The 14370-nt window shown below is 41.1% G+C and carries 10 protein-coding genes; 1 reads left to right on the top strand and 9 read right to left on the bottom strand.

Annotated features, from left to right (window positions below):
• Positions 1-205 precede the first annotated feature (205 nt).
• The 7 genes from HXT32_RS02690 to hisS form a co-directional block, all read right to left on the bottom strand.
• Positions 206-1645, bottom strand: coding sequence for a UTP--glucose-1-phosphate uridylyltransferase (locus HXT32_RS02690; RefSeq protein ID WP_064621583.1), 1440 nt, complete (start codon positions 1643-1645; stop codon positions 206-208).
• 209 nt (positions 1646-1854) lie between these two features.
• Positions 1855-2940, bottom strand: a complete 1086-nt coding sequence (locus HXT32_RS02695; protein ID WP_064621584.1) for an amino acid ABC transporter permease — start codon at positions 2938-2940, stop codon at positions 1855-1857.
• Between the two features lie 5 nt (positions 2941-2945).
• Positions 2946-3623 carry an ABC transporter permease subunit gene (locus tag HXT32_RS02700; protein WP_004108938.1) on the bottom strand — a complete coding sequence of 226 codons (678 nt, stop codon included), beginning with the start codon at positions 3621-3623 and terminating at the stop codon, positions 2946-2948.
• Between the two features lies 1 nt (position 3624).
• Entirely contained in the window at positions 3625-4458 is an 834-nt protein-coding gene (locus tag HXT32_RS02705) for a glutamate ABC transporter substrate-binding protein (RefSeq protein ID WP_102155150.1), read from the bottom strand.
• A gap of 70 nt (positions 4459-4528) precedes the next feature.
• Entirely contained in the window at positions 4529-5341 is an 813-nt protein-coding gene (locus HXT32_RS02710) for an amino acid ABC transporter ATP-binding protein (protein ID WP_012914189.1), read from the bottom strand.
• Positions 5342-5487: 146 nt separating this feature from the next.
• On the bottom strand, positions 5488-7284 hold the full coding sequence (gene aspS, locus HXT32_RS02715; RefSeq protein WP_116994708.1) for an aspartate--tRNA ligase: 1797 nt from the start codon (positions 7282-7284) through the stop codon (positions 5488-5490).
• A gap of 88 nt (positions 7285-7372) precedes the next feature.
• Positions 7373-8773, bottom strand: coding sequence for a histidine--tRNA ligase (hisS, locus tag HXT32_RS02720; RefSeq protein ID WP_119522816.1), 1401 nt, complete (start codon positions 8771-8773; stop codon positions 7373-7375).
• A gap of 96 nt (positions 8774-8869) precedes the next feature.
• Between hisS and HXT32_RS02725 the strand changes: the two genes are divergently transcribed.
• Positions 8870-10240, top strand: coding sequence for a DUF349 domain-containing protein (locus HXT32_RS02725; RefSeq protein ID WP_004108949.1), 1371 nt, complete (start codon positions 8870-8872; stop codon positions 10238-10240).
• 91 nt (positions 10241-10331) lie between these two features.
• Here the strand turns inward: HXT32_RS02725 and HXT32_RS02730 are convergent, their stop codons facing one another.
• Both HXT32_RS02730 and ligA read right to left on the bottom strand, forming a co-directional pair.
• Positions 10332-11459: an Mrp/NBP35 family ATP-binding protein gene (locus HXT32_RS02730; protein WP_004574245.1), complete on the bottom strand. Its 1128-nt coding sequence runs from the start codon at positions 11457-11459 to the stop codon at positions 10332-10334.
• 3 nt (positions 11460-11462) lie between these two features.
• Positions 11463-14174 carry an NAD-dependent DNA ligase LigA gene (gene ligA, locus HXT32_RS02735; RefSeq protein ID WP_422119071.1) on the bottom strand — a complete coding sequence of 904 codons (2712 nt, stop codon included), beginning with the start codon at positions 14172-14174 and terminating at the stop codon, positions 11463-11465.
• Positions 14175-14370 lie beyond the last annotated feature (196 nt).

Consider the following 14370-nt stretch of genomic DNA (forward strand, 5'->3'; position numbering starts at 1 on the left):
ATTGCGCACACCTTTTCTATTTTAATGGTGTTTTGCGGTACGTGTGGACATTTTTTTAAAAAACTTCTAATAATTATATATTTTTTATTCACACGAACATCAACAACGTTGAAATTACGCCATTTTTTCGCGACACGCCATATAATTTTTTATAGATAATTTTATTTACTATCAATAAAAATCGCATATTTGCAAGAAATCTGCTTTAAACCCAAGAGTCTGGTTCAATTCCTTGCGGTCCCACGAATTCTCCATTTGGCACATAACTTGGTTCTCCTGTATCTTCTAAAACAGCGTCAGCAAACATTGAAACTTGGTTTCCAAATGTCCAATCTCCCCTAATAGTTACTGATTTTGCAGCAGCTAAAGCTGGAACAGAATATGGGAATCTTTCGTTGAAATCATTGATGTTTTTGTAATAACGTGGATCCAAATCAATATCAGGAAATATATAGTTACCATCTTCCATTTCATATGAATCAGTAAGATGGAATCTATCTGATCGCATAATAAATAAGTCATTGGTTGTTTTAACAGGCAAGAAACGCATGCGATCAACTTCTACGCAAATTGCGTCATCGAAAAGTGAAGCTATTGCTCCCATTGCTGTTTCCAATTGCACTACCGGAGTGCTGCTTTCGTCAGTTGGGTCAACAGTTTTGTGATTAAAAATAACAGGCAAAGGCAAAATCCCTTTGTGCTCTTTTAACTTTTTTTCTAGAGCATCTACACGAACCCAAATATTATTTGTGTTGAAGTATGGATGTTTTTTAATGCTTTGTGCGCTTCTACGATCCTCAGGATGAACCTGTGTCATTTCTCGTAGCATTAGTCTTCCTGTTTTCGCGTCCCTAACAATGTGACCGCCCTTACGATCTGCTTGAGTTCGCTTCGCAACCTCAATCATGATAGGTGCGCCAGTATTTTCAAAATGTTGAGCAAGAGTGCGCGACGGTCTAGCACCTAAATTGTCAGAATTTGAAATAAACAAATACTCAATTCCATTTTCTTTAAGAGTATGCAATAAATCAGATTCCCACAGAGTTGAAAAAATATCGCCGTGACCTGGAGGACACCATTCAAGAGATCGATCTTCCTTGTGAGAAACCGGTTCTCCAGTTTCCTCTGCTAATTTTGGTTCTTGATGTTGAATAATTTCTACAGGAATATTGTCTTGCACAAACTTGCGATTGCGTTTTAGTACTTGCAAAGTATCATGAGACGTGCGGAAAGAATTCATGAAAATAAGCGGAAGATTAACTCCTAATCGCTGACGAGCTGTAAGAACTTGTCCAATAATAATATCAATAAAGCGCATTTGGCGAGCTTTATGCCTACGAACTGGTAGTAAAGATTTTGCGCAAGACAAGCCCATAGATGTTCCCAAACCGCCATTTAATTTAATAAAAGCAGTTTTTGCGAATGCGTTAACAGCTTTGTCGTGATCAATAGTTTCGTAAATTTCGTGGAAAGTTGGAACGCTTTTAATAGGCTCAACCGTGCTCTCGCGAATAAACTCCGCAGACTTATCCCCTGATTTATCTAAATTCCAAGCATTATATAAGTGTTTAAATTGTTCAATAGCAATTTCGCTCATGCCTTGTTCGCGCATCTTTGCAGCGGACAACTCAAACGCGTCATCCATGTAAAAGCCTCCTCGTATGCATGTGACCTTAATAGTTTAGCGATTTGTGCGTTGCTGCGCAAATATTGCTTTTAACGGTTATTTTGAAATACTATTATGATTCTACCAAAGTTAGAAATTGCAAGATAGAAAATAATAAGCGCAGCCAATAATAAATACCGACTGCGCTTATGAGAAAATTTGCTACTAAACACCACTAAATATGAAATTTAGTTATTTTCTGCATTGTTGTCATCATTTTCTTCCGGTTCATCGCCAGTTTTTAGATGATGCTCGTCGTAGCCTTGCAAGTAACGAGTGTGGCGCCAATGGTGAATAGAAGCGTTCGTACCGCGATGATGTACGTGATACTTACGTGGAGTACCGCCATAAGGAAGCTCTTTAACTTCGCTAGCAACTGCCATTTGGTTCACATTAGAAGGATCCATAATAGCAATTGGAGCAACAGGCTCTGGTTCTGTTGGAGCGGCAGTTCGATTCTTCAAGTGCGATGGCAACCATTGTGCAAACCAAGACAATGCCAAGCAAATAAGGAAATATATTACTGCTGCAACGCTTAATGTTTGCAAAATATTAAAGTACATTGATCCGAGTCTGCGCGATTCCTGAAGCAAATCAGTGTACATAATAATTGAACCAAGTGCAGTATCCTTCAAAACAACTACAAGCTGAGTTACTGCTGCAGGCATCATAGCAATAATTGCCTGAGGCATTTCAATTTGTGTCAATGATTGGTACTCGCTCAATCCTAATGCAAGTGAAGCTTCTCTTTGACCGTTTGGCAAGTTGCCAACACCTGATCTAACAAGTTCTGCAACAACAGAACCGTTATACATAATCAGTGCCAAAACAACAGCCCAGTATGATGATTCTTTCATACCAGAAAGTGCGAATGCTCTCCACAAGAAAATCATAAGCATCAATACTGGTACTGCGCGGCAAAATTCTACTACTATTGCGGAAATACTACGAATAATAAAATTAGGTAGTAAACGGCAAAGTCCGAAGAATAAGCCAAATACAATAGAACCAACTACTGCAAGTAACGATGCTTTTAGTGTCATCCATAATCCAGGAAGATAAAAATCAACCCAGGCCTCAGATTCGAGTGCAGGATTCCAAAGCGTCCAAGAAAGTTGGTTTTCTCCCTCTGGAGGATTGCTCAAACGAACGAGAATAGCAATAATGCAAATAACAAAAATGCAACCGGCAATAATATTAGCTATGCGAATTTTCTTAAGAGCTTTTGGACCTGGAGTATCGAATAATAATGATTGTTCACGTTGTTTAGCCATTGTTATCACCTTCTCACAGCAAGTTTATTTGACAAATAAGTAGTCAAAATGCCGATAGGAATGATGAGCATAATGTATCCGCAAGCGAAAATTAAGAAGATTGGAACAATCAAATCTGCATGTTTCTCAATCATTTCGCTCATCATTGTTGAAGTCTCAGTGGCAACTGATGCTGCAGCAGCAACTGTAGAATTTTTAAGCAAAGCAATAAATGTATTACCTAATGGTGCTACTGAACCGCAGAAAGTTTGTGGAAGAATTACTTGTGTTGCAGATTGGAAGAAATTTAATCCAAGGGCGCGGCAAGCTTCTGCTTGACCAACAGGTACGGTATTAAGACCAGATCTCAAAGATTCGCAAACAAATGCTGCAGTATAAAGCGACAATCCAGCAACTGCCAGCCAGAAGAAATTCACTTCAAAAATTGAGGAGAATCCTATCTTAAGCTGAGCGTAAACGCCTAAAACCATGAAAACCATAATGATGGTAAGTGGCATGTTTTTAAACAATTCAACATAAACTGTAGCAATCATGCGTAATGATGAAACAGGGCAAATGCGCATAGTAACAAGAATTACGCCAATAATTGATGAAAAAAGTACACTCCATAAAGTTATTTCAATATTAACCAAGAATGCTCCTGGAATATTGTAGGAGGTAAATAGCTGCATAAAATCTTGCATATTACTTCTCTCCTTCTTGAGGAATTGGCGGATTATACTTTGCGTTCGGCTTAAAGCCAGTGCCTCGTAAATTGTCGTCTAGAGCTCTTTTCCATGATCCGTTACGAATCATGTCTTTTAAGGCTGCATTAATTTTCTTAGCTAAGCCTGTATTTCCTTTTTTAATGCCAATTCCGTAATATTCTGCGGTAAATGGCTTGTTTACAAGCTTTAAACGACCTCGAGAAGCGGTTGCTAAACCAGCAAGAATAATGTCGTCGGTAGTTACAGCATCTACAATTCCTGAGAATAATGCAGTTGCACATTCTGCATAACCAGGCTGTTGCATAAGCTGTACTTTTGAAGAGTAACGCTCCTTAATAGCAATTGCAGATGTTGAGCCTGAAACTGAGCATAAACGCTTTCCGTCCAAATCATTTGGACCGCTTACTTTATGCTCATCTTTTCGAATTAGCAAATCCTGACCGGCAATAAAGTAAGGTCCTGCAAACGAAACCATTTTCTTGCGAGCGTCAGTAATGGAATATGTTGCAACAATCATATCTACATCACCGTTTTGAAGCATTGTTTCACGCTGTTTAGATGGTGATTCTTTCCATACGATTTGATCTTCTGAATAGCCGAGCTTTTTGGCAACGTACTTAGCAACATCAACGTCGAATCCAACGTAAGTTCCTGATTTTTTGAAACCCATACCAGGCTGATCGAATTTAATACCAATGCGTATGACTTTTTTACCATCGCTACGATCGCAAGCTGTAAGCGGCATAACGCAGCATACGGTACAAAGCATCGCTAGTATCGCACGAAAAATGCGATTTTGTAATATTTTCATATCTTTTCCCTTCGTAAGAACTGTTTTAAAGTTTCAGAATTTTTACTGAAAGATAAAACAAAAAAGCAGATTAATGCGTAAGAATCTTGGAAAGGAAATCTTTTGCACGATCAGTTTTTGGATGTTCAAAGAATTCTTCAGGAGTGCCTTGTTCAAGAATTTGACCATCTGCCATAAATACAATTCTGTCAGCTGCCTTGCGTGCAAATCCCATTTCGTGGGTAACACAAATCATAGTCATGCCTTCTTTTGCAAGCTCAACCATGACATCAAGAACTTCATTAACCATTTCCGGATCTAGTGCAGATGTAGGCTCGTCAAAAAGCATAACTTTTGGCTGCATAGCAAGAGCTCGAGCAATTGCAACACGCTGCTGCTGGCCGCCGGAAAGTTGTGAAGGCATTTTGTTTGCTTGATTATCAACTCCGACTCGAGTGAGCAATTCCATAGCAAGAGATTCAGCACTTTGCTGATCCATATGGCGCACTTTCATTGGAGCAAGAGTAACATTTTCCAAAATAGTCTTGTTAGCGAAAAGATTAAAGGACTGGAATACCATACCAACTTCTGCTCGCAAAGCTGCAAGTTCTTTTCCTTCTTGAGGAAGTGGCTCACCGTCAATACGTATGTCACCTGAATCAATAGTTTCGAGACGGTTAATTGTGCGACACATTGTCGATTTACCAGAACCAGATGGACCGATAATAACTAGTACTTCGCCTTTGTTAACAGTCAGATTGATGTCTTTTAGCACATGAAGTTTTCCATAATGCTTTTCGACATGACTTAGTTCTACGAGGGGATTTGCCGCTTTTTGCACTGAAATAGTGCGATTAGTCATATCCTCGGCGTTTGGATTTGACTTTGATACTTGCTTATCCATAACAAGAAGTTTAGCTAATCTGTGTTACAGCTATTTATCACTATCGTTACGTTTTGTAACTCTTACGTTACAAAAAAGCCGTTGATTGTGATTATAAAATCAACAATCAACGGCTTATCAATAATATTTTTTACAAGTATTTCTATTTACTCGTTTTCTTCTGGATCGTAATCAACGCCAGTTTCAGCACGCTGCTCGTCAGAAATCGGAGCAGGAGCGCCGGTTAGAGGATCTCGACCGCCGCCAGCCTTAGGGAATGCAATTACGTCGCGGATTGAGCTTGCGCCTGCCAAAATTGCAGCAGTACGATCCCAACCCAAAGCAATACCGGCGTGAGGTGGAGCACCATACTTGAAAGCTTCAAGCAAGAAGCCGAACTTTTCGTCAGCTTCAGCCTTATCGATTCCAAGAACATTAAGCACACGATCTTGAATATCGTCGCGGTGGATACGAACGGATCCGCCGCCCATTTCATTACCGTTGCACACGATATCGTAAGAATCGCTCATAGCGTGCTCTGGATCTTTATCAAACTTATCAATCCAATCAGCAGATGGCATTGTAAACGGATGGTGCATAGAAGTCCACTTTGAGTGGCCAACGGCGACGTCGTCATCATCTGGATCATCAGTGCGCTTAAATAGTGGGAAGTCAACAACCCAAGTGAAAGCAAACTCATCTGGGTGAAGCAATCCTGCGCGGCTAGCAAGTTCAACGCGCACTGCGCCGAGCAAAAGCTGCGAAGACTCGCGAGAACCTGCTGCGAAGAACACTGCATCGCCATCTTCTGCTCCAACAGCTTCCTTAAGACCTGCGCGCTCTTCTTCACTAAGATTCTTAGCAACAGGACCCTTTAACTCGCCATCTTCACCAAACACAACGTAAGCCAATCCCTTAGCTCCACGCTGCTTAGCCCAATCCTGCCAAGCGTCAAATTGGCGACGAGGAGTTGCAGCACCGCCCTTAAAGAGCACAGCGCCAACGTATGAAGCTTGGAACACGCGGAATGGAGTGTTCTTAAAGTAGTCAGTCAACTCAATAAGTGGGTTTCCAAAACGCAAATCAGGCTTATCGGAACCATACTTATCCATTGCTTCCTGCCAAGTAATACGAGACAAAGGAAGAGTAATCTCGTGACCAGCTTCCTTCCAAATAGCAGCAATAACGCGCTCTGCCATAGCCATAACATCTTCCTGGCTTGCAAAGCTCATTTCCATATCAAGCTGAGTGAACTCAGGCTGACGATCTGCACGGAAGTCTTCGTCGCGATAGCAACGGGCAAGCTGATAGTAGCGTTCGACGCCAGAAACCATGAGCAACTGCTTTAGAAGCTGAGGAGACTGTGGAAGTGCGTACCAAGAGCCTGGAACCAATCGTGCTGGAACAACGAAGTCGCGAGCACCTTCAGGAGTTGACTTAATGAAAGTTGGTGTTTCAACTTCAGTAAAGTTCATGTCTTCCAAAGCATGGCGGGCAGCCTTAGCCATATCAGAGCGAAGCTTCAAATTGCGCTGCATAGATGGGCGACGCAAATCAAGGTAACGATACTTCAAACGAACATCTTCGCTTGGAAGCTTGTTCTCGGACTCGTTTTCCAAAGCTGTTGAAACCTGGAATGGCAAAGCGTCTGACTTTGCGAGAATAGTAACAGTTTCTGCAACAATCTCAATTTTACCGGTTGCTAAATGATCGTTTTCGTTGCCATCTGGGCGCAAGCGAACTTCGCCGGTCACTTGCACAACGAATTCACTACGCAATGGTCGTGCAGTTTCTTCATCGTAAATAACAACTTGCACTAAGCCTGTGTTATCACGGACATCAACAAAGGCAACTCCACCATGATCGCGGCGACGATCAACCCAACCAGCGATGGTTACTTTTTGCCCGACTAATTCTTCAGTCACTTCAACGGCATGATGTGTGCGATACGCCGTCTGGCTCATAAGTCCACTTCCTCTACAATCTAATTGATATTCATTTGTTTCTATTGACATGATTTTGCGCACAATATTCAAGCAAATTTGCAAGACATTATTTAGCGCAAGAAACTGTCTGCCGGGCATAAACAGTATCCGGTTGCCAAGACGTGGCATCCGCGGTTTCCTGTTCGCCAGTAATAATATTTTTTACTTCATCGTGAGATGACTCTGATTCAGTGCTATCAGCAGGGAACCACACATAAGGAATGCCGAGCTTGTCAGCATATTTTATTTGCTTACCAAGCTTTGCTGCGCTAGGAGCAACATCTGCTGCAATGCCTCGATCTCGTAAAGTTTTAGCAATAGCATTGCATGCAGGGCGATCTTCTTCATTCCAAACTGCAACAAGTACTGCAGCAGGAGAAACTCGAGAAACAGTAGCACCTGCAGTGTGAAGCATATAAGAAAGCAGTCGAGACATGCCGATTGAAAGTCCTACGCCTGGATACTTCTTCTTGCCTTGTGAAACTAAATTATCGTAACGACCGCCAGAGCAAATTGAACCAAGAGATTCTGCGTTGTCAAGGAAAGTTTCGTAAACAGAACCAGTATAGTAGTCAAGTCCACGAGCAATCTTCAAATCAGCAACAACAGCACCTGGACGGATACGTGCTGCTTCGTCTACAATCATCGCAAGAGTTTCAACACCTTGAGAAGCTAAAACGTAAGACTCGTTATCATCGCTTCGAGAAATATTATGCTTATCGCATAATTCGTCGAAACGAGACTTCAACTCATCTCCTGTTTCGGCAGTAAGTTCAGCTAATTCTAAGCATGCATCAGCTTGAGAAGCCGTAGCGCTGCATTCTTTTACCAAAAGCTTAGATACTTCTTCAGCACCAATTTTGTCTAGCTTATCGATTTCTCGAAGAACTCCCTCAATATCGCTTAATCCAATACCGCGATAAAAACCTTCAGAAAGCTTTCGATTGTTAGCATGAACAGTTGCCTTAGGAAGACCAAACTTACGTAAACGTTCAAGAGCTTCAACCATAACAAGTGGAAGTTCAACTTCGTAGTGTGAAGGTAATTCGCCATTTCCTACTACATCGATATCAGCTTGTACAAACTCACGGAAACGACCTTCTTGTGGACGCTCCCCTCGCCAAACTTTTTGCATTTGCCAGCGCTTAAATGGGAACGTCAAATCACCAGTATGCTCAACGACGTAACGGCTGAGCGGAACTGTTAAATCGAAATGTAAACCAATGCGTTCTTCTACAGGAGTGTCGGATTCGTGACCAACTTCTTGTAAACGCGACAATAAATAAATTTCTTTACTGGTTTCGCCTTTTTTTAATAAGCTTGAACCCTGTTCTACTGCACGTGTTTCAATTCCAATAAAACCGTTGAGTTCAAACACTTCTCTTAGTGTGTCAATTACTTGCTGTTCAACAGCGCGTTCACTAGGAAGCCATTCAGGGAAACCCGATATTGATGAGCCTTGTACCATGTCCACTATAATAGGTGGTGTTGCGGAAAAATCATGGCTTACCGTCATACTTATTCGTAACAATGTTACCGTGCATCTGCTGTAAGGAGTCGTCCCGTGACCGAACAGACTAAACCTGAAGAAACTACTAAAACTACTACCGCGCCAAAGCCAGTTGCTCCATCTCCAGCAAGCTTCGCGCATAAGACTCGTGTTGTTGCTCAAGCACCAACCATTTCTTATAGTGAAGAGGATATTAAAGCCGCAAAAACCTTTGGCCGTGTTGATGAAAATGGCACTGTTTACGTTACTGAAAACGGTGCTGAGCGTGAGGTTGGTCAATACTCCACTGGCACTCCTGAAGAAGCGTTGACTTTCTATATTCATCGTTATCTTGATTTGAAGATTAAGCTTGATCTTTTCGCTAAGCGCTTGGAAGCTTCCAATGTAAAAGCAAAAGAAATTGACGAAACGCTTAATACTTTGAAAGCTGAATTGGAAAATCCTGCTGCCGTAGGCGATATTGCTGCTTTACGTGCGCGACACGCCGAATTGACTGCAAAAGGTAATAAAAAGAAAGAAGCAATCGCTAAAGCTCGAAAAGAAGCTCTAGAAAAAGCTTTGAAAGAACGTACAAATATTGTAGAACGTGCAGAATCGTTAGTAGCACAAATGAATGAATCTACAAACTGGCGTGAATTAAACGATAAGTTACGTGCTTTATTTGACGAATGGCAGGAGCATCAGCGTACTACTATTCATTTGAATAAGTCTGATGCCGATGCTTTGTGGCAGCGTTTTTCAAAGGCTCGTTCTGCGTTCTCTCAGGCTCGCAATTCTTGGGTTAAAGAACGTGAGCATGTGCGTAATACTGCTAAGCAGCTTAAGGAAGCTATTATTGCAGAAGCTGAAAGCTTAAAAGATTCAAAAGATTGGCGTGAAACTTCTATGAAGTTCAATGCTTTGATGGATCGTTGGAAGAAAGCTGGCAATGCTGGTCGTCAGCACGATGATGCTTTGTGGACTAAGTTCCGCGAAGCTGCTGATGCTTTCTATCATGCTCGTCAAAATGACCGTGAAAAGGTTAATGCTGGAGAACACGAAAATCTTGCTAAGAAGGAAGCTTTGCTCGTAAAAGCAGAGGCTTTGTTGCCAGTAGAAAATGAAGAAGCTGCTAAGAAGGCTCGTAAGGCTTTGTCTCAGATTCAGGAAGAATGGGATGCTATTGGTTTCGTTCCTCGTGAAGATATGCGTCGTATTGAGTCTCGCTTGAACGACGTTGATAAAAAGATTAAGGCTGTTGAAGACGCTGCTTGGCGTGAGGCTGATCCTGAAGCTAATGCTCGTAAATCCAGTTTTGCTTTACAGTTGGAAGCGCAACTCGAAGAGCTTAACGCTGCTATTGCTAAGGAAACCGATAATAAGCGTAAAGCTAAGTTGGAAGCTGAAAAGGCTACTAAAGAGCAGTGGTTGAACGCTGTTAAATAATTAGTTTTATAACTAACTAAAAGTATGGGGTCGCTTGATTTTAAGCAACCCCATACTTATTTTTTCGGCTGTATTTTAAGCTTTATTTGCTTTAAGAGTTTTTTATTAAAGATTTAGCTAAATGAATAAAAGTATTAGCTAAATTAGAATCTGCCAATTTTCCATCTTCGGTTAGAACAGCAGGTCTCCCTGCTTCACCAGTTTCTCTAAGCGCAGGATCTAAAGGAAGTTGAGCTAAAAGAGGCACATTAGTGTCAAGAGCGTTACAAAGTTGTTCGCTTACTCTCCTTCCTCCTCCTGAACCAAATAATTCTAAGCGCTCGCCGTTATTTTCAAACCAGCTCATGTTCTCAACAACTCCGCGAACTTTTACAGGAATTTGCAAAGCCATAAGACCTGACCTAACTGCTACATCTGATGCGCTAGGCTGTGGAGTTGTTACTACAACAAGCTCTACGTTTGGTAAGGATTGCGCTACAGCTAATGCCATATCTCCTGTGCCTGGAGCTAAATCAAGAAGTAAAACATCAGGGTTGCCCCACCAAACATCTGAAAGAAACTGCTCTAAAGAACGTTGTAATCGTGGTCCTCTCCACAAAATAGCACGATCAGTTCCAGCAAACATTCCAATAGAAATAAGCTTTACTCCCCAAGCAACTACAGGCATAAGCATTCCGTTTAAATTTGTTGGTTGAGAATTAACTCCAAACATTCGCGGTAAAGAAAAGCCGTAAATATCGGCGTCAATAGCTGCAGTATCGTAACCTAATGCTGCAAAAGTTGCAGCTAAATTAGCAGTTATAGAAGATTTTCCAACTCCGCCTTTCCCAGAAGCTATAGCAAAAATTCTCGTGCGAGTGCCAGCTTTATTAAATGGATTTTCTTTGCGTTCAGCTTTTAAATCTGCAACCAACTTTTCTAATTTAGTTTTACTCATTGCAGTAGCGTTAACGTGCGGTATGAGTATTGCTTGAGGATATTTAGATATAGCTTCTTGAACTCGTCCTGTAATTACTTCTGCAAGAGGGCAATTTGGCACAGTAAGTTCAAGATTTATTTCTACATCATAAGCAAACTTTGTTGTATCAATGGTTTCAGCTTTTTCTATCACATGCACTCCGGTTACCATATTTAATTCGGTAACAGAGCGACCTAATTCTGGATCAATAACGCTACCCAGCAAATCGTAAACTTGTTTTTCGAGTTCACTTGTATTCATGCGTTATGATTCCTCAGCAATGAGATTTGGAACAGTATTATTTGCAATTTGTAGTATTTCTTCTAAGTTCCCAGTTTTTAAAAGAGCATTAAACTGTTGTTCGTTAAGCATAGGGATGCCAAGTTCTTGCGCTTTAGTTGCCTTGGATCCTGCATTTTCGCCTAGAATAACGCAATATGTGTTCTTGCTTACTGATCCTGATGCTTTGCCGCCTCTTGAGACTATAGCTTCTTTTGCGCTGTCTCTTGTAAATCCTTGCAAAGATCCTGTAACAACTATTGTTTTACCTACTAATGTTTGAGCGAAAGATGATGCTTCAACTTTCCCTACTACACCTGCTTCTTGCCACGATTTTAATACTTCAAATTGCCAATTAGCAGGGTCTTTAGCTTGTTGGAACCAGTTGTATACTGCTTGCGCAATTTCAGGACCAACTCCATCAATTTGTGTAAGTTCTTCAATAGATGCTTTGGAAATATTGTCTAAAGATCCAAAATTTGCCGCTATAAGACGTGCAGTTGGTGGACCTAGTCTACGAATAGATAAAGCAACCAAAACTCGCCACAGTGCCGCATTCTTGCCTTTTTGAGCTATTTCTTCAAGCATACTACGAGTAGTTTCAGAAGGTCTTGTATACCATGGCACATTTATTGTTTCTTTAGCGTTGTCGCTAGTTTTAGCATTTCTAGTAATGCGCTTATTTTTCCAAAGTACCACTTTAGCGTCAATTGGAACTTGGAATTTAGGATATTGAGGATCCCATTGTTCGTTTGGTGAAGTAGTTTTTTCGGGAGTTCCTTCTGCTTCGTAATTTGTAGATAACTTTGCTTCGATTGTGCGAGTCCAAAATGCTCTAACTTGATGCCAAAGACCAGATCCGCCTATTTTGCGTGTACGCTTTTTAAAGCTACCGTCTTTACTAACTTCTTTCCACTCTTCAACAAGAGGAATTTCTTTCCAAACCATTACATTTTGCAAATCGTCGGCAGTAATACTAAATAATCCAGCTTCATTTCTAAGTACTGGAGTTTGTGGTTCAGGTAGCGTTAAATCTGGTGACGGTATATATGGTTGTTGAGTTGCGCCTCGCTGAATTATAATTTTATCCATATCTGGGCAGTAAACTTCTGCAGTTGTAGGTCTGCAATCCTCAGGATTTGTAAGAGCTAGCGCAGCGTTATCGCCCAAATTTTCAATATCAAAAGCTTGTCTGGAAGCCAAGTGAATTATTCGTTCTGTAAGTTGAGCTGGGCAGTTTTCTACATTTGGGCAACGAATGTCTTTATCTCCCTCTTTTGCAGGAGCTAGCTTAGTTCCACAAGATGGGCAGTATTCTGGCATAACAAACTTTCTAAGTTCATTTTCTCGCCCTTCCCTAGCTTTAAGTACCGGTCCGACTAATTCTGGAATAACATCCCCAGCTTTACGAACTACGACAGTATCGCCAATTAGCACACCTTTATGTTCAACTTCGTAAGCATTATGAAGAGTTGTGCGAGAAATTGTCGATCCTGCTACAGTAACAGGTTCAAGAACAGCTACAGGAGTTACTCTTCCAGTTCTTCCAACCTGGACAATAATATCCTTCAAATAAGTATTAACTTCTTCAGGAGGATACTTGTATGCAATAGCCCATCGTGGAGCTCTAGAAGTAGCTCCTAGTTGATGCTGTAATGCTCTGTCATCAACTTTTACAACTATGCCGTCTAAAGCGTGCAAAATATTTGCTCTATGCTTTCCGTAATAGTCAATCATTTCTTCTATTTCAGAAAAATTTGTGACTTTTCTTGTGTACGGAGAAACAGGTATTCCCCACTGTTGATAGAGCTTATATGCGTCAGACTGATTAAATTTTGTTTCACTATTGTTATGGTTTGTATTTTCTTTCCAACGAAGCTCACCTAGTCCGTGTGCAAAAAAGCTTAATCGACGCGTGGCTGTAATTCGTGGGTCTTTTTGGCGCAAAGAGCCAGCTGCAGCGTTACGAGGGTTTGCAAAAGCAACTCGTCCAGCATTTTCTTGTTCATCATTTAATTTTCTAAAGTCTTCCCATTTCATAAAAACTTCGCCACGAATTTCCACGAACTCAGGAATATCGTCAGGATTATCAGAATGAAGCTGTGTTGGTATTGCTTCAATCGTTCTTACGTTTAATGTAATATCCTCGCCAGTTACGCCATCGCCTCTAGTAAGACCTTGTTCAAGAGTACCGTTGCGATAAATAAGATTTAAAGCAAGACCATCAATTTTTACTTCGCAAGTCATAGGAAGAGGCTTAGACTCATCCCATTGTAAATCGCGAATTACGCTGTTATACCAATCATGTAATTCTTCAATTGAAAATACGTCATCCAAACTCATCATTCGAGACGGATGCTTTACAGAAGTAAAATCGTTAGAAAAAGTTCCACCTACGCGATGTGTTGGAGATTGAGGTGTGTCTAAAGTTGGGAAGGCAGCTTCTAAAGCGCTTAGCGCTCGCATTCTTGCATCATATGCTGCGTCTGAACTAGTCGGAGAATCTTCTACGTAATAAGCAATTTGATCAGATTGTGCCCAAGCTGCCAATTTCGCCCAAAGTTTCGCAGCTTGCTCTATAGTAAGCGTCGCTGGCTGCAAGTTTCCAAGAGTCAACGCATCAGTGTCTGTTGGTTTCAAGTTTGCAATCCACTTTTCGGTGTCTATTGTAGAGTTCCACTCATTCGCTTCATACATGTCAGTTTTGTTATCAGTTTTGCTATCAGCCTGAGTAACAGTCCCTGTTTTAACTGTACTTATGCTATTAGTTTCGTTTTTTGGCGCTTCATGAGATATAGTTTGCTCGTCAAAATCGTAAAAAAGCGATAACTGTTCGCTCTCTGTTGACTCTTCGCGAATACTATTTTCACTCATGAATATTCCCTTCAGCTAC

It is taken from the genome of Gardnerella sp. DNF00747, from assembly GCF_049262675.1.
GTDB lineage: Bacteria > Actinomycetota > Actinomycetes > Actinomycetales > Bifidobacteriaceae > Bifidobacterium > Bifidobacterium swidsinskii.

Excerpts from the sequence above, each read along its gene's own strand:
- HXT32_RS02690 (WP_064621583.1), bottom strand. The coding sequence starts at position 1,645 with ATGGATGACGCGTTTGAGTTGTCCGCTGCAAAGATGCGCGAACAAGGC.
- HXT32_RS02695 (WP_064621584.1), bottom strand. The coding sequence starts at position 2,940 with ATGGCTAAACAACGTGAACAATCATTATTATTCGATACTCCAGGTCCA.
- HXT32_RS02700 (WP_004108938.1), bottom strand. The coding sequence starts at position 3,623 with ATGCAAGATTTTATGCAGCTATTTACCTCCTACAATATTCCAGGAGCA.
- HXT32_RS02705 (WP_102155150.1), bottom strand. The coding sequence starts at position 4,458 with ATGAAAATATTACAAAATCGCATTTTTCGTGCGATACTAGCGATGCTT.
- HXT32_RS02710 (WP_012914189.1), bottom strand. The coding sequence starts at position 5,341 with ATGGATAAGCAAGTATCAAAGTCAAATCCAAACGCCGAGGATATGACT.
- aspS (WP_116994708.1), bottom strand. The coding sequence starts at position 7,284 with ATGAGCCAGACGGCGTATCGCACACATCATGCCGTTGAAGTGACTGAA.
- hisS (WP_119522816.1), bottom strand. The coding sequence starts at position 8,773 with ATGGTACAAGGCTCATCAATATCGGGTTTCCCTGAATGGCTTCCTAGT.
- HXT32_RS02730 (WP_004574245.1), bottom strand. The coding sequence starts at position 11,459 with ATGAATACAAGTGAACTCGAAAAACAAGTTTACGATTTGCTGGGTAGC.
- ligA (WP_422119071.1), bottom strand. The coding sequence starts at position 14,174 with ATGTATGAAGCGAATGAGTGGAACTCTACAATAGACACCGAAAAGTGG.